Annotated in this window: 20 protein-coding genes; 8 read left to right on the top strand and 12 right to left on the bottom strand. The window is 68.1% G+C overall.

Annotated features, from left to right (window positions below):
• Nucleotides 1–121 precede the first annotated feature (121 nt).
• Nucleotides 122–1,210, bottom strand: coding sequence for a hypothetical protein (locus V9K99_RS20430; RefSeq protein WP_337012566.1), 1,089 nt, complete (start codon nucleotides 1,208–1,210; stop codon nucleotides 122–124).
• Nucleotides 1,211–1,647: 437 nt separating this feature from the next.
• Here V9K99_RS20430 and V9K99_RS20425 point away from each other — a divergent pair, with 437 nt between their 5' ends.
• The 3 genes from V9K99_RS20425 to V9K99_RS20415 all read left to right on the top strand — a co-directional run bounded on the left by V9K99_RS20425 (nucleotide 1,648) and on the right by V9K99_RS20415 (nucleotide 3,962).
• Nucleotides 1,648–1,971 carry a hypothetical protein gene (locus V9K99_RS20425; protein WP_337012568.1) on the top strand — a complete coding sequence of 108 codons (324 nt, stop codon included), beginning with the start codon at nucleotides 1,648–1,650 and terminating at the stop codon, nucleotides 1,969–1,971.
• Nucleotides 1,972–2,333: 362 nt separating this feature from the next.
• Nucleotides 2,334–2,936 carry a copper resistance CopC family protein gene (locus V9K99_RS20420; RefSeq protein ID WP_337012570.1) on the top strand — a complete coding sequence of 201 codons (603 nt, stop codon included), beginning with the start codon at nucleotides 2,334–2,336 and terminating at the stop codon, nucleotides 2,934–2,936.
• 3 nt (nucleotides 2,937–2,939) lie between these two features.
• Nucleotides 2,940–3,962: a copper resistance D family protein gene (locus V9K99_RS20415; protein ID WP_337012572.1), complete on the top strand. Its 1,023-nt coding sequence runs from the start codon at nucleotides 2,940–2,942 to the stop codon at nucleotides 3,960–3,962.
• Between the two features lie 75 nt (nucleotides 3,963–4,037).
• Here V9K99_RS20415 and V9K99_RS20410 read toward each other — a convergent pair whose 3' ends face one another.
• Nucleotides 4,038–5,552, bottom strand: a complete 1,515-nt coding sequence (locus V9K99_RS20410; protein WP_337012573.1) for an MFS transporter — start codon at nucleotides 5,550–5,552, stop codon at nucleotides 4,038–4,040.
• An 87-nt stretch (nucleotides 5,553–5,639) separates the two neighbouring features.
• Between V9K99_RS20410 and V9K99_RS20405 the strand changes: the two genes are divergently transcribed.
• Nucleotides 5,640–6,083, top strand: a complete 444-nt coding sequence (locus V9K99_RS20405) for a MarR family winged helix-turn-helix transcriptional regulator (protein ID WP_337012575.1) — start codon at nucleotides 5,640–5,642, stop codon at nucleotides 6,081–6,083.
• Nucleotides 6,076–7,110: an alpha/beta fold hydrolase gene (locus V9K99_RS20400; protein WP_337012577.1), complete on the top strand. Its 1,035-nt coding sequence runs from the start codon at nucleotides 6,076–6,078 to the stop codon at nucleotides 7,108–7,110. The genes V9K99_RS20405 and V9K99_RS20400 overlap by 8 nt, the downstream gene beginning before the upstream one ends.
• Here V9K99_RS20400 and V9K99_RS20395 read toward each other — a convergent pair whose 3' ends face one another.
• From V9K99_RS20395 to ilvA, 4 genes are read right to left on the bottom strand one after another with little or no spacing between them, the layout of a single operon-like run.
• A complete protein-coding gene (locus V9K99_RS20395; RefSeq protein WP_337012579.1) occupies nucleotides 7,111–7,917 on the bottom strand; it encodes a carbohydrate ABC transporter permease in 807 nt (268 codons plus the stop codon).
• Nucleotides 7,914–8,792 (bottom strand): carbohydrate ABC transporter permease, encoded by an 879-nt coding sequence (locus tag V9K99_RS20390; RefSeq protein WP_337012581.1) that lies wholly within the window; start codon nucleotides 8,790–8,792, stop codon nucleotides 7,914–7,916. The genes V9K99_RS20395 and V9K99_RS20390 overlap by 4 nt, the downstream gene beginning before the upstream one ends.
• Nucleotides 8,789–10,129 (bottom strand): extracellular solute-binding protein, encoded by a 1,341-nt coding sequence (locus V9K99_RS20385; protein ID WP_337012583.1) that lies wholly within the window; start codon nucleotides 10,127–10,129, stop codon nucleotides 8,789–8,791. Before V9K99_RS20385 ends, V9K99_RS20390 begins: the two co-directional genes overlap by 4 nt.
• A 10-nt stretch (nucleotides 10,130–10,139) precedes the next feature.
• Nucleotides 10,140–11,342, bottom strand: coding sequence for a threonine ammonia-lyase (gene ilvA / locus V9K99_RS20380; RefSeq protein ID WP_337012585.1), 1,203 nt, complete (start codon nucleotides 11,340–11,342; stop codon nucleotides 10,140–10,142).
• Between the two features lie 33 nt (nucleotides 11,343–11,375).
• Here ilvA and V9K99_RS20375 point away from each other — a divergent pair, with 33 nt between their 5' ends.
• Nucleotides 11,376–12,632 carry an aminoglycoside phosphotransferase family protein gene (locus V9K99_RS20375; protein ID WP_337012587.1) on the top strand — a complete coding sequence of 419 codons (1,257 nt, stop codon included), beginning with the start codon at nucleotides 11,376–11,378 and terminating at the stop codon, nucleotides 12,630–12,632.
• A 3-nt stretch (nucleotides 12,633–12,635) separates the two neighbouring features.
• Here V9K99_RS20375 and V9K99_RS20370 read toward each other — a convergent pair whose 3' ends face one another.
• From V9K99_RS20370 to V9K99_RS20345, 6 genes are all read right to left on the bottom strand, one after another.
• Nucleotides 12,636–13,388 (bottom strand): hypothetical protein, encoded by a 753-nt coding sequence (locus tag V9K99_RS20370; protein ID WP_337012589.1) that lies wholly within the window; start codon nucleotides 13,386–13,388, stop codon nucleotides 12,636–12,638.
• A gap of 65 nt (nucleotides 13,389–13,453) precedes the next feature.
• Nucleotides 13,454–14,257, bottom strand: a complete 804-nt coding sequence (locus V9K99_RS20365) for an ABC transporter permease (RefSeq protein ID WP_337012591.1) — start codon at nucleotides 14,255–14,257, stop codon at nucleotides 13,454–13,456.
• Nucleotides 14,257–15,039 (bottom strand): ABC transporter permease, encoded by a 783-nt coding sequence (locus V9K99_RS20360; RefSeq protein WP_337012593.1) that lies wholly within the window; start codon nucleotides 15,037–15,039, stop codon nucleotides 14,257–14,259. The genes V9K99_RS20365 and V9K99_RS20360 overlap by 1 nt, the downstream gene beginning before the upstream one ends.
• Nucleotides 15,039–15,986 carry an ABC transporter ATP-binding protein gene (locus V9K99_RS20355; RefSeq protein ID WP_337012595.1) on the bottom strand — a complete coding sequence of 316 codons (948 nt, stop codon included), beginning with the start codon at nucleotides 15,984–15,986 and terminating at the stop codon, nucleotides 15,039–15,041. Before V9K99_RS20355 ends, V9K99_RS20360 begins: the two co-directional genes overlap by 1 nt.
• A gap of 52 nt (nucleotides 15,987–16,038) precedes the next feature.
• Nucleotides 16,039–16,767: an SDR family oxidoreductase gene (locus V9K99_RS20350; RefSeq protein ID WP_337012597.1), complete on the bottom strand. Its 729-nt coding sequence runs from the start codon at nucleotides 16,765–16,767 to the stop codon at nucleotides 16,039–16,041.
• Nucleotides 16,768–16,818: 51 nt separating this feature from the next.
• The gene (locus V9K99_RS20345) at nucleotides 16,819–17,631 is read right to left on the bottom strand and encodes a CPBP family intramembrane glutamic endopeptidase (protein WP_337012599.1); all 813 of its coding nucleotides are present in this window, start codon (nucleotides 17,629–17,631) and stop codon (nucleotides 16,819–16,821) included.
• 210 nt (nucleotides 17,632–17,841) lie between these two features.
• Here V9K99_RS20345 and V9K99_RS20340 point away from each other — a divergent pair, with 210 nt between their 5' ends.
• Both V9K99_RS20340 and V9K99_RS20335 read left to right on the top strand, forming a co-directional pair.
• On the top strand, nucleotides 17,842–18,444 hold the full coding sequence (locus tag V9K99_RS20340; RefSeq protein WP_337012601.1) for a MarR family winged helix-turn-helix transcriptional regulator: 603 nt from the start codon (nucleotides 17,842–17,844) through the stop codon (nucleotides 18,442–18,444).
• Complete coding sequence (locus V9K99_RS20335) at nucleotides 18,441–20,048, top strand: MDR family MFS transporter (RefSeq protein WP_337012603.1); 1,608 nt, start codon at nucleotides 18,441–18,443, stop codon at nucleotides 20,046–20,048. The genes V9K99_RS20340 and V9K99_RS20335 overlap by 4 nt, the downstream gene beginning before the upstream one ends.
• Nucleotides 20,049–20,078 lie beyond the last annotated feature (30 nt).

Raw genomic sequence — 20,078 nt, 5'->3', positions numbered from 1 at the left:
CCCCACCCCGCTGCGCGTTGTTGCTGCTGCCCGCGGCGCCCCCCCCCCCCCGCCCCCCAGACTCCTCACACTCGATGCGCTGAACGGCGTTGCGCGGCGCTGCGGCGGGGAGGGGACTGGGTCAGTCGGAGACGATCTGCGCGGTACCGACCAGGACCTCGACGTCCAGGGCGGCCCGGCCGCGGCCGATCTCCACATCCTTGGACTGGCCGGTGACCGCGCCGGCCCAGGTGACGCGGCCGAGCTGGGACTCGGTGTGGACGCGGACGTCGGAACCGCGGCGCAGGTTCACGTTGGCGGCACCGGACTCGACCCGGACCCGGGACCGACCCTTGGTGATCTGGGCATCCAGCTGGGCCGAGCCCGCCTGGACCAGCAGATCGATCGGACCACTCACGTCCGTGACCTTCGCCGTACCGGCGGTGACGCGGACCCGGGTCAGACCGGGGAGGCGCTCGGCGTGCACACTGCCGCCGGTCACCTCGACCTCGACCTGGAGGCTGGGGTTGACCCGGATGGACAGCTCCTTGGCCAGGCCGTTCACGTGCGACTTCAGGTTGGTCGGGTTGCGCAACATGCTGAACCCGTCGATCGAGACGCCCATGTCGCCCTCGCTGCTGATCGCGAGCGTGTCGCCATCCCGCTTGATCACATGCGGTCCGTCCACCGCGACCCCGGTGACGGCCGGCTCACCGATCAGCCGGACCCGGCGCCCTATCGCCCGCACGGTCACCCGCTGCACGCCGGCCGGCATCGGCACGTTGCTGTGCTGCTCCTCGACGTCCTCGGCCTCCTCAGCCTCGGCAGGCGCCTCGTCGACCACGCTGTCCTGAGCACCGTTCTGCGCAGCGACCGGCTCGACGGGTTCGGCCGGCTCAGCTGGCTCGACAGGTTCAGCCGGCTCGGCCGGCTCAGCGGGCTCGGCGGCATGCCGGCCCGCGGGCGCCTCGGCGGTGTCCGGGGAGTCGACCACGTCGGCCCAGACCGACGGCGACGGCAACTCGTCCGCCGACGGCCAGTCGGTCTTACCCGCCGACGCGGAACCTCCGTCGTCGGCAACCGGCTCCTGCGCCACCGGGCCATCACCTGCTGAAGACGCCGGCTGGATGGCGGCGATCAGCGTCGCGCCCTCCTCAGTGGACAGGTGGCCCTTGGCGACCCGGTCCAGGATGTCCTTGACCCGCCGGTCGTAGTCGCTCTCGTTGCTCATGCCCCCCAGTCCAGCACCCGGAGGGTTCGAAACCAATCCGGGATCGCCCCGAACCACATCCCGCCGCACCCTGACCCCGGCCGCCGCCACACGCCCGCGAACGCATTCCGCTCCACGGAATTCTCTCACCTAATACCCGAAAAGCGCATATAACTGTGAGCTTGACACGGCAACATCCGTACCATTTCGTGGTCAAATAACTACAATTGCTTGCGGTTCCGGCGCAGCACTGAATACATTCGCTTCAAGCGATGCATTGAGTGGCCATCAGGCATCGCCGTTGCACCATTTACGTCGGTCAAAGGCGACCGGCGGCCGGCTTTTGGGGTCAGGCTGGTCGACCTGTCTGGCATGCCCATTCGCGGGCCAATTCCCTCCCTTTGCGCGTCCACCCCACCCTCCCGGGGTGGACGGCACACTCCTCAAGGAGAAGCGACATGCCCAACCTCAGGTCCCGCCTGATCACCGTCCCGCTGGCGAGCATCGCGCTGGCAATCGGCGGCGCCACCCTGGCCGCCTCGACCGCTTCGGCGCACGAGAGCCCGACCCCGGTCGCCAACATCGGCGACGCGGTCGACTACGGCACCAGCCAGGTCCAGCTGCACCTGGACGACGAGATGCTCGGCCTCAACCCGGCGATCGACAACCCGATCGGCTACACCGGATCGCACGTCTTCCCGGTCGGCGTGAACATCGTGTCGTACACCCTCACCGGTCACGCGATCGCCGACGACGGCACCGGTCACGGGCACGACCACTGAGGCACCGACCACGGCGCCGGCCGGTCTGACCGGCGCCTGGTCACCTCGATCACCCGTGGCCGCGGAGACCGATCCGCGACCACGGGTGATCCGCATCTGGGGCGTAACACCCGGCCCTGTCCCTGCGCCGGGCCGGGTGACGACGAGGCGCAATTCGCCCGCCACCCCGACCGCATCCGCAACCCCGGCAATCCTCACAACACCAATTTACCTCTGTGAGGTTTCCGACGTATTTCCGCAGCCGCGCAATGTGTTACGAACAAATGTCCCGAACGATATTCAGTTCCCTTTGAATTCGCTGAACGCGCGGGCTGCCCCGCGAGTTCCATTCATGGACGATATTTCCTGACAGGAGGATCCGGATGTCGAAGCCCGCGACGTCATGGCTCCGCACAGTGCGGCGGAGCTGCCCCCCGATCCTGGCGGTGCTCGCCATCACCGCAGCCCTGATCGCCGCGCCGGCCGTCCCGGCGAGCGCGCACACCAAACTGCTCGCGAGTACGCCGGCCAACGGTGCCCGGCTCTCCTCGAGCCCCTCCGCCGTCAGCTTCACCTTCGACCAGAGCCTGCAGCCGGTACAGGGCTGGGACGCGGTCCTGGTGACCGGCCCGGACGGCTTCCGCCATCCCGCCAAGTCGGTGCGGGTCGACGGCAACACGGTGCACGCCAGCTGCGACCGGCTCGGCAAGACCGGCACCTACAAGGTCAGCTACCGGGTGATCTCCGGCGACGGCCACCCGATCACCGGCCACATCACTGTCACGCTCAACAAGGCCGACACCGGCTCGCCGGCAATGGCCGCCATGACCCTGCCCAGCGGCGGTGTCCCCGCCTGGGTCTGGATCCTCGAGTTCGCCACCGCGCTCTTCCTGCTGCACGGCTTCCTCCGCTGGCGGTCCGATCAGAGCAGGCCGGCGACGTCCCCGGTCAGGCACGGCCGCCTCGACTCCGCGACCCGGGACTAGCTGATGGATCTCGCCGCCCCGCCCCTGAAGGTACGACGCTCGGCCGCGGCCGTCTCCGTCATCACCACCCTCAGCGTGGCCGCTCTGGTGTGGGCCATCGTCGTCACCCGGCCGGCCCCCGAGCCGGCCCTGAACATCACCAGCCCCGGCATCCTCTACACCACTCCCCTGGCCCGGTTCGTCACCAACGGCGCCGCGATCATCGCGGTCGGCGTCACCCTCTTCCTGCTCCTGCTCGGCACCGCAGGACGCAAGGAGTACGACGCCGCGGCCCAGCGGGCCCGGGTCATCGGGATCGCCGCCGGCATCGCCTGGGTCACCGCTACCACGACGACGTGGTGGCTCCAGGCGGCGGCGATCTCGCAGTCCGGCTCGAAGATGCCGTTCGCCGGCATGGCGTCGTACGCGGTGAACGTCACGTCGGGCACTGCTCTCGTGCTGACGGTCGTCACCGCGGTGGCGTACACACTGCTCACGCTCACGCGTACGCCGACCGTCTGGCCCATGGTGTGCCTCGGGCTCGCCCTCGTCGGACTGGTCGCCGTACCGGTCACCGGTCACGCGTCCCAGGGCAGCGCGCATTGGCTCACGACGCCCGCGATCACCCTGCACATGTGTGCGGTCAGTCTGTGGGTCGGTGGACTCGCACTGGTCACAGTGCTGATCGCCGGCAACCGCTCGGCACTTGCGCTGGTCCTGCCACGGTTCTCGACTGTTGCGGGCGGTGCGATCGCCACAGTCGCGGTCACCGGCGTACTGCTCGCAGGACCGCGGCTGACGAAGGACATCACGCCACACCTGTCGGTGCTGCTTCACGCTCTGTTCGAGACCCCTGCGGGCTGGCTGGTGCTCGGCAAGCTGGCAGGCCTGACGCTGCTGGCCGCTACGGGTGGCTTCATCAGACAGATCCTCCTGCCGGCCGTACGGCGCAAGGAGACGGTCGCACTCGCCACACTGGCGACTGTCGAGCTCACCGTGATGGCAGTGACCATCGCGATCGCCACCGTCCTTGCCAGACCGCTCTGACAACACAGCAGTGCGGGCCACAACCGTGACCCGCACTGCTACATATCTCCACAGCTCACTAGGAGCTGGTTGTTGTCACGCGGCCGGGGACATCTCTTCCTCGGCCAGTTCCTTCTGCACGGCGGCCAGCTCGGCTGCCTCGAGAGCCTCTGCCTCCCGCCGGGCGCGCAGGCCGCGCAGACTGGTCAGCGCGATCAGCAGACCGAGCGCGGAGATACCGGTCACCACGGCCAGACCCGGCTTGTACGCCGACAGCATCCCGGCCGGAGCGGTGACACCGGCCGACTGGCTGCTGATCACCGCGGTCACGATCGCGAGGACCACCGCGCCACCGACTTGGCTCGCCGTGTTGAACAGCCCGGACGCCAGACCCTGCTCGTGGTCCGGGACCCCGGACACCGCCTGGATGTTCAGCGCCGGGAACCCGATCGCGAACCCCAGACCGATCAGCATGATGGTCGGGAACACGGTCGAGAAGTACGCCGACTCCGGACCGATCCGCAGCGACAGGGCGTACCCGGCGACGAACAGCACCATCGCGCCGATGATCATCGGACCGGTCCCGATCCGGTCGGCCAGCTTGCCCGCGTTCGGCGACAAGGTGGCGACCAGCAGACCGGCCGGCAGGAAGCCGAGAGCCGTCTCGAACGACGACCAGCCGAGCAGGTTCTGCAGGTAGAGCGTGCCGATCAACTGGAAGGCGACGTACGAACCGAACACGGTCAGGATGGCCAGGTTCGCCCGGCGCAGCGACGCGTTGCGCAGGATGCCGAGCCGGACCAGCGGGTGCTTCGACCGCAGTTCGATCGCGATGAACGCGGCCAGCAGTACGACGGCCAGCGCGAACATCCCGATGGTCTGGACCGAGACCCAGCCGGCGTGTTCCGCGCCGACGACCGCATAGACGAGCGACAGCATGCCGGCCGTGACGGTGATCGCGCCGGGGACGTCGTACCCGCCGGCGGCGTTGTCGCGCGGGCTGTTCGGGATCAGCTTGATCGCGAACAGCAGCACGATCAGGGCGATCGGGCCGGGCATCAGGAAGGTCCAGCGCCAGCCGACCTCGGTCAGCGCGCCACCGAGGATCAGGCCCATCGAGAAGCCGCTGGCGGCGCAGGTGGTGAAGATGCTGAGGGCGCGGTTGCGATCCGGGCCCTCGTGGAAGGTCGTGGTGATGATGGAGAGCGCGGCCGGCGCGGTGAACGCGGCGGCGACGCCCTTGACGAACCGCGCGGCGATGAGCAGTTCGGGGTTGGTGGCCAGCGAGCTCAGCATCGAGACGACGGCGAACACGGCCAGGGCGATCAGGAACACCCGGCGCCGGCCGAGCAGGTCGGCGGTCCGTCCACCGAGCAGCAGCAGGCCGCCGTACCCGAGCACGTAGCCGGTCACGACCCACTGCAGGGAGGAGAGGGAAACGCCCAGGTCGGCGCCGATGGACGGCAGGGACATACCGACCATGGACACGTCCAGGCCGTCGAGGAAGATCACGCCGCAGACCACCAGAAGTGCGCCCCAGAGGCGCGCGTCCCAGGTCATGCGGGCCGGTGCAGTGTCGGCTGGTGATGGGGTGTGCGTTGTCTGTGTCACGAGGGGAGACTATTCCATGCACATGCATCTAATGTCTAGGCATTAAATGCAGTTGCATGAAATGCGTCTGCATGATAACGTCCCTCCATGACCGCCACGAAGGTCAGCGCAGGTCCTGGTGAGACCAGCGCCGATGTCCGCGAATGGCGCGAGCTGCTGGCTCGCCACGCCGACCTGACCTGCGCCCTCGACCGGGCGTTGCAGGCCGGTCATTCGCTGGGGATGAGTGAGTACGAGGTGCTCGAGCGTCTCGCCGAGCTGCCCGAGCGGTCCGCGAAGGTGGCGACGATCGCCAAGTCGGTGCACCTGAGCCAGAGCGCGCTGTCCCGCGTGATCGGCCGGCTGGAAACCGCCGGCCTGGTCGAGCGCCACATGTGCCCCGAGGACCGCCGCGCCGTCAACGTGCGGCTCACCGAGGAGGGCCTGCTCCGGCAGACCGAGGCCAAGCCGACTCAGCGTCAGGTGCTCGCCGAGCGGCTGCACGCTCCCCTGGTGAAGACTTGTGAGCCCCTACCATCGGTGGATGGCTGAGGAACCGCCCCCGTCCTTCGAGGACGCGCGAGAGGTCATCGCGGATCTGCACCGCATCGTCGCGCCCACCGGTGTCCAGGAGACGTACCAGCTCCAGGCCGGAGGTATCGACCACTGGGTCTACGCCCGCGGTCAAGATCGGTCCAATCCCGTCATCCTCTTCGTCCACGGCGGTCCCGCGTCGCCGCTGGCGCCGGCCTCATGGCAGTTCCAGCGGCCGATCGAGGAGTACTTCACCGTCGTCACCTACGACCAGCGCGCCGCCGGCCGGACCTTCCGCGCCACCGACCCCGACACCATCGCGGACACGCTGCGGATCTCGCAGTACGTCGACGACGCGATCGAGCTCGCCGAGCAGATCAGACAGCGGTACGGCGTCCGCAAGCTGATCCTGATCGGCCACAGCTGGGGCACCGTGATCGGTATGCACGCCGCGCTGGCCAGGCCCGACCTGTTCCACGCGTACGTCGGCATCGGCCAGGTGATCAACTCACGCACGAACGAGGCGCTGAGCTTCGAGTACGCCGTCGACCAGGCCAAGCAGCACCAGCACACCGAGGCACTCGAGGAGCTCGAGTCCATCGCGCCGTACCCCGGTGACGAGCCGCTGACCCGGGAGCGGATCATCATCGCCCGGCAGTGGGCGCAGTACCGCGGTGGGCTGAGCGCCTACCGGGACGACTCGCTCTACTTCTTCCAGGCACCGCTGCTGTCCCCCGAGTACACGATCGACGAGGCGGAGACGATCGGCGAAGGAAACCAGTTCACCCTCGGCCGGGTGCTGGACGAGATGCTCGAGGTCGACTTCACCGGGGTCAGAGAGTTCCCGATCCCGGTGCTGATGTTCATGGGCCGGCACGACTACACGACACCTTCGCAGCCGCCCGCTGACTGGATCGATGCGGTCAAAGCGCCGTACAAGCAGGGTGTCTGGTTCGAGAACTCGGCGCATCTCGCGCCCTGGGAGGAGCCTGGCAAGACCCTCGTCAGTCTGCTGACGTACGTGCGTCCGCTGGCCGTGGACTGATCACTCGCGTACGGCGCCTTCGAGCATGCCGGCGATGAAGTGGCGCTGGAGGAAGGCGTAGACGAGGACGACCGGTGTGCCCACGATGACCGCGCCTGCCGCGAGCAGCGTGAAGCCGGAGGTGTACTGGCCGGAGAAGAACGCCAGGCCCAGCGGCGCGGTCCGCAACGACTCGCTCGTCACCATCACCAACGGGATCAGGAACTCGTTCCAGGTCCACATGAACACCAGCACGATCAGCGTCACCAGCGCGGGCCGGGCCGGTGGCACGAGCACCAGCCACAACGTGCGCCAGTGACCGGCGCCGTCCAGTCGGGCCGCCTCGACCATCGACCGGCTGGAGGACCGGAAGTAGGCCCGCATCCAGAAGGTGCCGAAGGCAACTGACTGCGCGACCTGCGGCAGCGCGACGGCCCAGAACGTGTCGGTCAGCCCGAGCGTGCGCAGGTCGAAGTACAGCGGTACGACGATCGCCTCGGTCGGCATCATGATCCCGATCAGGAACAGGTAGAACAGCACTCCGGCACCACGGAACCGCATCGTGCCGAACGCGTACCCGCTGAGGATCGACAGCAGCACGCTGACCACCACGACCGTCACCGACACCGCGACACTCATCCGCAGGTACGTGCCGAAGTGGCCGATCTCCCATGCCTTGCCGAAGTTCCCGAACCCGCTCGACCCGCTGCCCGCGTCGTCCCGGCCGAGTGCGGCCGCCAGGATCGTCACGATCGGCCCGAGCGCGAACAGCCCGAAGACGATCAGCAGCGTGTAGTTGCCGATCCGCTCGGCCATCGACGCCCTCACGCCGTACTCCGATCCGCCAGCCGGTTGACGCCCAGCGTGATCACGAAGATCAGCACCGTCAGGCAGACCCCGATCGCCGCGGCCGATCCGACCTGGCCGAGCTCGAACGCCCGGTGATAGACCTCGTACGACGGAACGCTGGTCGACGTACCAGGACCGCCGCTCGTGGTGATGTAGACCAGGTCGAACGTCCGCAGCGCGGCGATCACCGTCAACGTCACCGCGACCGCGATCTCACCCCGAACCGCAGGCAGCACCACCGCGAAGAACTCCGCGAACGGACCGGCTCCATCGAGCCGGGCCGCCTCGTACCGCTCCCGCGGAATCCGTGACATGCCGGCCAGCAGCAACACGGTCACCAGCCCGGTCTCGAACCACGTCCCGATCACGCCGACCGCAGGCAGGGCGAATGTGTAGTCCCCCAGCCAGCCGCGCGCGACGCCGTCCAGCCCGACGGCCCGCAGTACGTCGTTCAGCGGGCCGTCGGGAGCGTAGATGTGGCGCCAGGCAACGGCTACGACGACCATCGCGACCACCTGGGGCAGGAACACGATGGTCCGGAAGAACCCGAGCCCGCGAACCCTGGCCCGCTGCAACACCGAGGCCAGCGCGAGCCCGATCAGCACCGGAAGCACCGCATAGAAGACGATCAGCACCAACGCGTGCCCGAACGCGGCCCGCAGCCCGGCGTCCCGGACCACGTCCGCATAGTTGCTCAGGCCAACGAATCGGCCGAGGGTGATCCCGTTCCACTCGAACATTGACAGGTGCACCGCACGGATCAACGGGTACAGCAGGAAAGCGCCGTACACGAGCAGCGCCGGCAGGATGTACAGGTACCCGATCCGGCGCGGCTCCCCGGGCGGTGAACTCACTTCCCGGCGAACTTGCTGTAGTCGGTCTCGAGCGTGGTGAGGAACTGCTGTGGTGTCGCCTTCTTCGCCAGCAGGTCCTGCAGGGCGGCGCCGATCGTGTCGTACATCGTCGGTGTCGCGTAGTCGAGGTACGGAACCATGGCCTCCTTGCTGACCGCCGTACCGAAGCTGCTGAAGATGTCGCTGGCGAGACCGGCCGGGGCCTGCTGGGCCGAGGTGTCGGCGATCGGCAGGTTGCCGGTGCTGGTGAGGATCTTCATCGCGTCCGGGCTGGTGATGAAGTTGATGTACGCCGCGGCCGCGTCCGCGTTCTTCGCCTTGTTGGTGATGGCGAACGGCAGACCCGTACCGCCGGTGACGACCGGCTTGCCGTCGGCCGACTCTCCCGGCGGCAGCATGAAGCCGACCTTGTCGCCGAGCGCCTTCTGCAGATCGGCCTGCAGCCAGGTACCGGCGATCAGGAACACCCCGTTGCCCTTGCCGAAGTCCTGCCAGGCCGGATCGTACCCCTGCCCGTTGAAGCCCTGGTTGAAGTAGCCCTTGTCCACCCACGACACCAGCGTCTCGGCGGCCTTCGTGTTCTCCGGCGTGTTCCAGGACGCACCCGCCCGGCCGAACGCGAGCGTGGTGATCTGGTCGGCCGGCACGAACCGGTCCTGCACAGTGCCGAACACGTGAATGGCCGGCCACTTGTCCAGGTTGCCGAGCTGCATCGGCACCTCACCGGCCGCCTTCGCCTTCTCCAGCGCGTCCTCGAACTCGGCCCACGTCTTCGGCGGCTGTACGCCGAGCTTGGTCAGCTTCTCCTTGTTGTAGTAGAGGCCGACCACCTCACCGACCTGCGGCAGCCCGTACAGGTTGCCCTCGCCGAAGGTCTTGCCGTCGGCTGAGTAGCGCGAGTACTGCAGCACCGACCCCGGATACCGGCTGCCCCAGTTGTACGCCTTGGCCCACTCGTCCAGCGGCACCAACTGACCGGCCTTCACGAACTCGCCCATGTCCGACCGGCCGTTGTTCGCCTGGACGACGTCCGGCGCGTTGTTCCCCGACAACGCCAGCCGCAAGGTCGTCTTCAGGTCGTCGAACGACCGGGAGACCCGGTTGATCTTGATGTTCGGGTACTTCGCCTGGAACTGCTTGACCAGCTCGGCCATCTGGGCCGCCTGACCGCCGCGGACCTCCTGGTCCCAGACGGTCAACTGGACGTCGCCGAGCGCGGCGGCATCCGTCTTCACCGTGCTCGGCGCGCTGGTGCTGCCGCTCGGGCTGTCCGATCCCGGCGTACAGGCTGCTGCCGTGAGCAACAAAGCGGCGGCCGCTATGAGCGTCTTCTTCACAAGGGACTCCTCAGTTCAGCGTGTACGTGTACCCGTTGCCGGTCAGACTGGCCAATACCCGTTCACGGTGCTCCTCACCCCGCAACTCGAGCTGCAGGGCGACCTCGACCTCGTCCAGATTCAGCGTCTCGGAGATGCGTTCGTGCAGGACCTCGATGATGTTCGCGTTCAGCCCCGCGAGCTGGGTCAGCAATGTCGCCAGACCTCCCGGCGTGTCCGGGATCCGCACCCGCAGCGACAGGTACCGGCCGGCCGCGGCCATGCCGTGCTGGATCACCCGCATGAGCAGGATCGGATCGATGTTGCCACCGGACAGCACCACCACGACCGGCGGCTTGAACCGCGTCGGCTCGTCCAGTACGGCGGCCACCGCGGCGGCGCCGGCCGGTTCGACCAGCAGCTTCGCGCGTTCGAGGACCAGCAAGAGAGCCTTGGACAACGAATCCTCGCCGACCGTCCGCATCTCCCCGACGTACCGCTGGATCGCCTCGAACGGCACCTTGCCCGGCAACCCGACGGCGATCCCGTCCGCCATCGTCGACATCGCGGCCAGCTGGACCGGCTCACCGGCCGCGAGCGAGGCCGGGTACGCCGCGGCACCGGCAGCCTGTACGCCGACCACCTCGATCGGCATCCCGTCACGCTGCATCGCGGCCGCGATCCCGGCGACCAGTCCACCGCCACCGGTCGGTACGACGACGGTCCGCACCTGCGGGCACTGCTCGACGATCTCCAGCCCGGCCGTCGCCTGACCGGCCACGATGTCCGGGTGGTCGAACGGGTGGATCAGCACCGCACCGGTCTCGGCCTCGAACGCACGGGCCGCCTCCAGGCAGTCGTCGATCGACGTCCCGACGAAGCGGATCTCGGCGCCGTACGCGCGGGTCGCCTTCTCCTTCGGGATCGGTGCGCCGTGCGGCATGAACACGGTCGACTTGATCCCGAGCAACTGCGCCGCCAGCGCCACGCCCTGCGCGTGGTTGCCCGCGCTCGCCGCGACCACGCCGCGAGCGCGCTCTGCCTTCTTCAGCCTGGCCATCCGGACGTATGCACCGCGCAGCTTGAACGAACCGGTCCGCTGCAGGTTCTCGCACTTGAGGAACACGTCGCCGCCGACGAGCTCACTCAACCAGCGCGAGTACTCCAGCGGCGTCGGCGCCACCACGTCATGCAGCAGATCCGCCGCGCGGGCGATGTCCCTGGCATCGATCACGTTCTCACCCTACGCAGATATACGCTCCAAGCCATGACAGCGACGGCGGTTGTGGTGCGTGCCTCCGACCAAGCTGTACTGCTACTGCCTTCGGGCCTGCCCCAGGTAGAGGTCGCCGAGAAGTTCTGGTTCCCCGACGTCGAGGCGGTGGTGCAGGCACTCCGCGAGCAACTGGCGATCGAGGCCTACGTCCTCACCTGCCTCGACGACGAACCGACGTACCTGATGGTCTCAGCCGGCGCCGCGCCCGCGAATGCCCGCTGGGTGCACGAACTCGATGACCCCGCAGCCATCGCCGCACGCAAGCATCTCGCCCTGCCGCCGGACTCACCCGTGACGCCCGCTTGGACGATGCCAGGCTGGTACGACGAGGCTCTGCCATGGATCGATTCGCGTACGGCGCGAACCGGCCCGGCCGCTCAGGTCCGGTCGTGGGGTTTGTCGAATGTCCTGCGCATCCCGACCGCCGACGGGGACGTGTACTTCAAGGCCCTCGCGCACTCCAGCACGGTTCGGCCGGCCCGCGTCGACGCGCTGCCGCTGTTGTTCGCCCATGAACCCTTGCTGCTGCAGAGGCTCTCCGAGGAGCGGCCCGACGCGGTGCCGGCGCCGCTGGCCATCGACGAGCAGCGGGCCTGGATGCTCTTGCCCGACCTGGGATCCCCGTTGGCCGACGAACCGGACATCTCGGTCTGGATCGACGCCGTCCGGGGTCATGCGCGGCTGCAGCGCAGCTATGCGGACCAGCCGGATCGGCTGCTGGGATTCAGCTGCGTCGACCGCCGGCTCGCCGTACTGGATGCCGAGCTGGACCGGCTGTTCGGGCCGAACCCGGCCACCGATCGGCTCGACTCCGCCGAGCGTGCACGGCTGCCGCGCCGGGCTGAACAGTTGCGTGAGGCAATCACCGAGTTGGCGGCGATCGGCGTACCGGAGACACTGCTGCACGGCGACCTGCACCCGCGGAATCTCGCCGTTCGGGACGGCCGCGTGCTGGCGTTCGACTGGACCGACGCGGCGGTGTCGCACCCGTTCCTTGACCTTGTGACCTTCTTCGAGGAGCGCTCACCGCTGTCGATGGATCCTTTGCTGATGGGCGCGTATCTGACCGAGTGGGAGGAGTACGCCTCCCACTCGGACCTGCGTCGGGCGCTCGAGTTGGCGAAAGAGCTGGGTGCGCTCCATCAGACGATGACCTCGCTGCATCTGCCGGACCACGTATCCGGGCCGAGCAGCGAGTCGATGCTGCGCGGAGCCGTGTGGTGGCTGCGGCAGGTGCTCGCGCAGTAGTCGTCACTTGTGCAGGATCGACAGCTGGTTCCGCATCACCCGGCGTACCGGTGGATCGAGGTGGCGGTCCCAGTCCGGCCGGCGCTCACCGCGGAGCAGGGCGTAGTACGCGAGTGCCTCGGATAGTGCCGCCTCGCGCAGGTACCCACGGGCCAGTGGTTGCTTGCCCCGCCCGTTCGGCCGCGGACGACGTTCGTACGCCGCGTTCGCGGTGAAGATCCCGAGTCCGTAGAACACGGTGAGCAGATCAGTCAACGACTCGTGGTCGTGCCGGTGCGTGGACGAGATCCGGCCGTCGCCGAGCAACAGCTCATGACCGGCCTCATGAGCGAAGATCGAGACCAGGGCGACCGGGTCGGCGGCGAGCGCCGGCGCGAGCTGGATCTCGTTGCGGTCGGCACCGCGAACCCACCGACCCGACTGTTCCTTCACCACACCCCGGTACGCCGGACGTCGTACGCCATCGGCCACGAGTTCGAAGCTCAGCGCGCACTGCCCCGACGGCAGATCCATCCGCTCCGCGACCCGCGCACACAACTCCTCGGCGGTCGCGAGACCACCGTCGTACCCAGCCGGAATCAACTCCCCCGGCACCACGATCGGCCGGAGCAGGATCTCCCGCCCGAACTCACTGATGAGCCAGTCCATCGACGACCGGATCCACCGCCGCCGCCCACCCGGCAACCGCTCCCGCGGCGCCTTCAACCGCGCCCGCACCTGCTGCCCCCGCCGCAACACCCCGATCGGATTCCTCACCCGCCGAATCATGCCTGTCCGACGACCCCGTAAACCCTCCGGTTCCGCCGCGTCGCACTCGGTAACTACTTGAGCAGCAGCTTGCCGAGGCGGCGGGAGGCTACGTACATCCCCAGCGTGCCCATGGCGGCGAGGTAGAGGGCGTTGATGAGGAGGGACCAGCTGACGGTGCCGGTGGTGAAGGCTCGTTCGAGGACGACGCCCTGGTAGAGCGGGGTGATCTCGACCAGCCAGCGGATCGCGGCCGGGTAGGTCTCGACCGGGTAGAAGGTGGCCGAGAACAGGAACATCGGGATGATCGCCAGCTGGACGAACTCGAAGTCCTGCCAGCTGCGCATGAACGTGGTCAGCGCCATCCCGGCCCCGGCGAACGCGAACCCGATCAGCACCGAGGCCGGCAGCGCGACCACCGCCCACCACGACTCGACCAGCCCCATCCCCAGCATCACCAGAATGAACATCGCCGAGTAGCACGCACCGCGCAGCAGCGCCCAGGTCACCTCGCCGGTCGCGACGTCCCACGGCCGCAACGGTGTCGCCAGCATCGAGTCGTAGAGCTTGGCGTACTTCATCCGGAAGAAGATGTTGTACGTCGAGTCGAAGATCGCACCGTTCATCGCCGAACTGGCCAGCATCGCCGGCGCGACGAAGGCGGCGTACCCGATCCGGGTGCCGTCGGACAGGGTGAAGTCGCCGACCAACTGGGCGACGCCGATCCCGATCGACAGCAGGTAGAACACCGGCTCGAAGAAACCGGACAGGAAGACGACCCAGGACCGGCGATAGAGCAGGAAGTTCCGCTCCACGATGTGCCGTCCCCCGCCGAGGCGGAGCGGCACCGGGACGACCCGGGCAGTCAGCGTCGCCATCAGCCGACCAACTTCTTGGTGAAGCCGCGGACGGCGAGCCAGGTGCCGATCACGAACCACGCCATCAGATAACCGACATTGAGGAGCGCCATCCATGGCTCGACCGTGCCCAAGCTGAGGTCGCGGGACAGCTCGACACCGTGCCACAACGGGCTGACGTAGGCGAGCCACTCGATCCAGTTCGGCAGCTGTGAGACCGGGAAGAACGCACCCGAGAACAGGAACGCCGGCACCACGCCGAACCGGAAGATCATCGCGAAGCCGGAGTCGTTCTCCAGCTTGGTCGCGTACGCCGCCACCGGACCGGCAGCTGCCATCCCGACCAGCAGAGCGACCGGCAGCCCGAGCAAGCCCAGCGGCGACTTCAACCCACCGAACGCGGTGATCACCACCAGGAACACCAGACACGTGCTGGTCACCCGGAACGCGATGAACGAAAGCTGCCCATAGACGACATCCGCCGGACGCAACGGCGTCGCGATCATCGAGTGATAGAACTTCTGCCACTTCAACCCGCTCATCACCGGGTACGTCGCCTCGCCCACAGCGATCTGCAGTCCGGTCGAGGCGAGCAACCCGGGCGCGATGTACTGCAGGTAGCTCACCCCACCCAACGCGCCGGCCCCGTTGCTGTCCACGAACGACCCCAGCCCGATCCCCATCGCGGCCAGATAGAGCAGCGGCAGCAGGAAACTGCTGATCAGCGTGCCCTTCCAGGTCCGTTTGTAGACCGTCAGCCAGTAGTCGAACTGGCGACGACCGTTCTCCAGCGCAATCGCCATCAGTCCACCAACGTCCGGCCGGTGAGCCGCAGGAACACGTCCTCGAGCGTCGAACGCCGTACCAGAACCGCGGCCGGCTCCAGACCACGCTCGTGTACGGCGGCGACCGCATGCTCACCGTCGTCGGTGTAGAGGAGCAGGCGGTCCGGCAGCACCTCGATGCGCTGGGCCAGGTCCCCCACCTTCTCGGCGAGCGCGTCGTGGTCGGACAGCATCACCTCCGGGCCGAACCGCAGCTCGGTCACCTCACGCGTCGAGTAGTCCCGGATCAGCTGCGCCGGTGACCCCTCGGCCGCGATCAGCCCGCCGTCCATCACCACCAGCCGGTCGCACAACTGCTCGGCCTCGTCCATGTAGTGCGTGGTGATGATCAGCGTGACGCCGGCCTGCTTCAGGCGGAACAGCTTGTCCCACAACAGATGCCGGGCCTGTGGGTCGAGACCGGTCGTCGGCTCATCGAGCAGCAGCAGGTCCGGTTTGCTCACCAGCGACCGGGCGATCGTCAGCCGCCGCTTCATCCCGCCGGACAGCTCGTCGACCTTGACCTTCGCCTTGTCGGTCAGCGCGACGAACTCGAGCAGCTCGTCGGCCCGCAACCGGCACTCGGCCCGGCTCAGCCCGAAGTACCGCCCGTAGATGGTCAGGTTCTCCCGGACGGTCAGCTCGGTGTCGAGGGTGTCGTCCTGCGGGCAGACGCCCAGCCGGGCCCGGATCGACGGCCCCTCGGTCGCCGGATCCATGCCGAGGATGCGCAGCGTGCCGCCGCTGGTCGGCGAGACCGCGCCGATCATCCGCATCGTCGACGACTTGCCCGCGCCGTTCGGCCCGAGGAACCCGAACGCCTCCCCGCGCCAGACATCCAGGTCGATCCCGCGGACCGCCTCGAAGTCGCCGTACGACTTCCGCAGCCCGCGGACATGGACCAAGGACTCCCGCTGCTCACTCACGAGGCCGACCCTAGACGGCCCGGCCGACACTTTCTTGTCCTTTTGGGTGATCTCAGCCGCGGCCGACGTACGGCATCCCCGCCGCCATCACAGTGAGGGTGGGTACGGCGACCGACGTCGGCAACTGGGCGATCCGGACCACGAAGTCCGCGACGATCTTCGGGTCGAACGTCGGCTCGACCGCGACCGACCCGTCCGGCTGGAGCACGCCCTGGCCCATCCGCTCGGTCATCTGGGTGGCGGCGTTGCCGATGTCGATCTGGCAGGCGGTGATCCCGTGCGCCCGGCCCTCCAGCTCGAGCCCTTTGGTCAGCCCGCTGATCGCATGCTTGCTCGCGGTGTAGGCGATCCCGTGCGGCCGCGGTACGTGCGCCGAGATCGACCCGTTGTTGATGATCCGCCCGCCCTTCGGGTCCTGCTTCAGCATCAGCGCGAAGGCAGCCTGCGCACACAGGAACGACCCGGTCAGGTTGGTGTCGACCACCCGCCGCCACTCGTCCTCCGAGACCTCCTGAACCGGCGCCGCCGGCGCACCCGTGCCCGCGTTGTTGACCAGTACGTCGACCCGCTCGAGCCCACCGAACAACGCCCGTACGGCGGCACCGTCGGCGACATCCAGTACGGCGTACCCGACCGCGTCACCACCGAGCGACGCCGTCTCGCGCAGCTTCTCCTCGGTCCGCCCGGTGACGATCACCTCGAACCCGGCCGCCGCCAGTGCCAGAGCCATCTCCCGCCCGAGCCCCGAACCGCCTCCGGTCACCACCGCCACCTGCGCCATCCGCACGCCCTCCTGCCGCTCGCCGAATCGACGTCCAGGATCGCAGGACGCTCAGGCGGCCGACTCCGTGGGAGGGTTGCGGCGCCAGTACCAGCCGACTGCTCCCGCTACCGCCGTCAGGACGAGAAGCTCCAGCCAGACTCCGTTGCCGAGCGGAGGAATCAGCTCCTCGGAGAGGTTCCACGCCGCGTGCGCCAGGATGGCCGCCGGCACCCCGCCACGGAGCCGCTCGCTGACGAACAGCATCACGTAGGTCAGCGGGAACAGGCCCAGGAAGAAGGTCAGTCCCTCCTGGGTGAACAGCCCGTCGTCGTGCTGTCCGGTCCCGTTCAAGAAGTACAGCGGCACGTGCCACAGCCCCCACGCCGCGCCGAGGACGACGGTGGTGGCCAACTGACCGTGGTGCCGGCGCAGACGCGGCTGGACGTAACCCCGCCAGCCGAACTCCTCCGCAACCGGCCCAGCCAGGAAGGTGTAGGCCAACGCTCCGAACAGTCCGCCGGCACCGGCAATGACCTCGGCAGCATGATCGGGAAGAGCGGGCAGCCCTCCCGTAAGCGCCGTCGCTGCCAGCGGCGGGAGCGACGCGAGCAGCACAGCGGCGATCGGCCATTTCCACGACCAGCTCACGAGCCGCAGCCCCTTCTCCCGTCGCCACAGCCACATCACCAAGGCCGCCAGCGACGGCCCGGACGCCGCCAGGGCGAAGACGAGCGTCCCGCCGCCTTCGTCGAGATCCGCGCCCAGCAAGCCCAGGACGGCCCAAGGCAACCAGGTCAAGACCAAGCAGACCGCACCGAACTCCAGCAGCCGACGGGTCGTCGCTGCCTTGCTCTCCACAGCCCGTAAGTCGATTGCCGTCACCAGGCGCCCCATTCAGTTCGCAGGAAATGGGTCCAGCCTTGTCGCGACGGGTGGCGCCGGCCAGGGAGGCAGACCGACCATCCGCGGGGTGCCAGGTCTACCCGATGCTCTTCGTGACCGGCTCAGCACAGAGAGCAAGTGAGTGTCAACTCAGTCGGAACGTTGGAAACTCATTTGCGTGTATCACGCAAGCATGTATATGCTTGCAGCATGCAAGTAAACGACCCGAACTCCGCGCCCACCCCGGTCGAGGGTGTGCTGCACGCGTTCACCCGGGTCGGCCGGCGACTCAAAGGCAAGCAGCCCGGAGACAAACTCGACCACAGCCTCCACGTGGTCCTGTTCGTGTTGCGTTGCAGCGGCGCCCTGCGGCTGTCCGACCTGGCGAATCGGATCGAGCTCGACGCCTCCACCGCGAGCCGGCACGTCCGTGCGCTGGAGCAGCTCGGGCTGGTCCGCCGCTCCCCCGACCCTGACGACGGCCGCGCCTTCCGGGTCGAGCTGACCGACCAGGGCGTCGAGGAGTGGGAGTCCGGCGCCCGCCGCCGGATGGAGCTGCTCACCGCCGCGATGAACGGCTGGTCCGAGGACGACATCCTGACGTTCGAGCGGCTGATGACCCGCTTCGCCGACGGTGTCGCCAGCCTGACCGACACCGGCTCCGACAACCGCGCCTGGGCCGACAAGGGCTGGGCCGCCGTCGCCCCACGGATCCGGCCGGCCGCGGCTGAGCGCCGTACCGAAGATTTCGCGCCCGGCAGGGACCCCGCCGCCCGCGAGAACACCGACAAGAACCTGGAGAGCACCAGATGAGCACCACCGAGCCCGCTACCCCCGGCGGCGCTGCGCCTGAAACCATTCCAGATACCCCGCAGTACCTGTCCCACAAGCAGATCCTGGTCGTCCTCGGCGGGCTGATGGCCGGCATGTTCCTGGCCGCACTCGACCAGAGCATCGTCGGGACCGCGCTGCCGCAGATCGTCAGTGAGTTCAACAGCCTGGACAAGCTGTCCTGGGTGGTCACGGCGTACCTGCTGACCTCGACCGCCTCCACACCGCTGTGGGGCAAGATCTCCGACCTCTACGGCCGCCGCCCGCTGTTCATCGCGGCGATCGTCACGTTCCTGGCCGGCTCGGTGCTGTCCGCGCTGGCCCAGAACATCGAGATGCTGATCGGCTTCCGGGCCGTCCAGGGTCTCGGCGCCGGCGGTCTGATGTCGCTGGCCTTCGCCACCATCGGCGATGTCATCCCGCCGCGCGAGCGCGGTAAGTACATGGGGTACTTCGGTGCCGTCTTCGGCCTGTCCTCGGTGGCCGGGCCACTGCTCGGCGGTCTGCTCACCGACGGTCCGGGCTGGCGCTGGATCTTCTGGATCAACCTGCCGATCGGTCTGGTTGCCCTGGGCATCGTTGCCGCCGTGCTGAAGCTGCCGCACGTGAAGCGGTCGCACAAGATCGATTACCTCGGCGCTGCGGTGATCACCGGCGCGGTCACCACGCTGCTGCTGGCGATCTCGTGGAGCGGTCCGACCTACGGCTGGGGCGACGGAACCACGATCGCCCTGCTCGCCGCCGCCGTGGTGCTGGCCGTCACCTTCGTCTTCGTCGAGCTGAAGGTGTCCGAGCCGATCATCCCGATGGACCTGTTCAAGGGCCGGATCTTCTCCGGGTACGCCGGATACGCGTTCCTGCTCGGGTTCGCGATGTTCGGTGCGCTGATCTTCCTGCCGCTGTACCTGCAGGCGGTCAAGGACATGTCGCCGACCCGGTCCGGCCTGGCTCTGCTGCCGATGATCGTCGGTATCTTCTCGGCCTCGATCCCGAGCGGCCAGATGATGAGCAAGAACGGCCGGTACAAGGTGTTCCCGATCATCTCCGCGGTGCTGGTCGGCGGCGCGATGCTGCTGCTGTCCACGCTCAGCATGAGCACGCCGTACTGGCACCTCGCGATCTTCATGTTCGTGATGGGCGCCGGCCTGGGCCTGTCGATGCAGATCACCGTCACCGCCGCACAGAACAGCGTGCCCCGGCAGCACATGGGCAGCGCGACCTCGACGATGACGTTCTTCCGCTCGATGGGCGGCGCGATCGGCACGGCGGTCTACGGCGCCGTACTCACCAGCCGGCTGAAGGACCACCTGACCGACATCGTCCCGCACGCGACGCAGACCATGGTCGATGGGCTGGCCAAGGCGGCCAACAGTGTGGACGCGCTGCACGCCTTGCAGCAGCCGATGAAGGGCTGGGCCCTGCAGGGCCTGGTCCAGGCGATGGGCGACGTGTTCCTGGTCTCCCTGCCGTTCCTGGCGATTGCCTTGATCATCGCGGTCATCACACCGGAACAGCGCCTCGCCGGCCGGTCCGACGACAAGCCGGAGGACTCGGTCGAGAGTTCCGCAGCCGCCGCGATGCACTGACGGCGGCAATATGAACGGAGGGCCTCACCG

The organism is Kribbella sp. CCNWLW201, from assembly GCF_037203805.1.
Lineage (GTDB): Bacteria > Actinomycetota > Actinomycetes > Propionibacteriales > Kribbellaceae > Kribbella.
The sequence above is the reverse complement of the archived record's forward strand: the minus strand, read 5'-3'. Positions and strand labels throughout refer to the sequence as shown.

What these genes read in the sequence shown, in the direction of transcription:
- V9K99_RS20430 (WP_337012566.1), bottom strand. Translation starts at nt 1,210, where the DNA reads ATGAGCAACGAGAGCGACTACGACCGGCGGGTCAAGGACATCCTGGAC.
- V9K99_RS20425 (WP_337012568.1), top strand. Translation starts at nt 1,648, where the DNA reads ATGCCCAACCTCAGGTCCCGCCTGATCACCGTCCCGCTGGCGAGCATC.
- V9K99_RS20420 (WP_337012570.1), top strand. Translation starts at nt 2,334, where the DNA reads ATGTCGAAGCCCGCGACGTCATGGCTCCGCACAGTGCGGCGGAGCTGC.
- V9K99_RS20415 (WP_337012572.1), top strand. Translation starts at nt 2,940, where the DNA reads ATGGATCTCGCCGCCCCGCCCCTGAAGGTACGACGCTCGGCCGCGGCC.
- V9K99_RS20405 (WP_337012575.1), top strand. Translation starts at nt 5,640, where the DNA reads ATGACCGCCACGAAGGTCAGCGCAGGTCCTGGTGAGACCAGCGCCGAT.
- V9K99_RS20400 (WP_337012577.1), top strand. Translation starts at nt 6,076, where the DNA reads ATGGCTGAGGAACCGCCCCCGTCCTTCGAGGACGCGCGAGAGGTCATC.
- V9K99_RS20375 (WP_337012587.1), top strand. Translation starts at nt 11,376, where the DNA reads ATGACAGCGACGGCGGTTGTGGTGCGTGCCTCCGACCAAGCTGTACTG.
- V9K99_RS20365 (WP_337012591.1), bottom strand. Translation starts at nt 14,257, where the DNA reads ATGGCGACGCTGACTGCCCGGGTCGTCCCGGTGCCGCTCCGCCTCGGC.
- V9K99_RS20360 (WP_337012593.1), bottom strand. Translation starts at nt 15,039, where the DNA reads ATGGCGATTGCGCTGGAGAACGGTCGTCGCCAGTTCGACTACTGGCTG.
- V9K99_RS20350 (WP_337012597.1), bottom strand. Translation starts at nt 16,767, where the DNA reads ATGGCGCAGGTGGCGGTGGTGACCGGAGGCGGTTCGGGGCTCGGGCGG.
- V9K99_RS20340 (WP_337012601.1), top strand. Translation starts at nt 17,842, where the DNA reads ATGCAAGTAAACGACCCGAACTCCGCGCCCACCCCGGTCGAGGGTGTG.
- V9K99_RS20335 (WP_337012603.1), top strand. Translation starts at nt 18,441, where the DNA reads ATGAGCACCACCGAGCCCGCTACCCCCGGCGGCGCTGCGCCTGAAACC.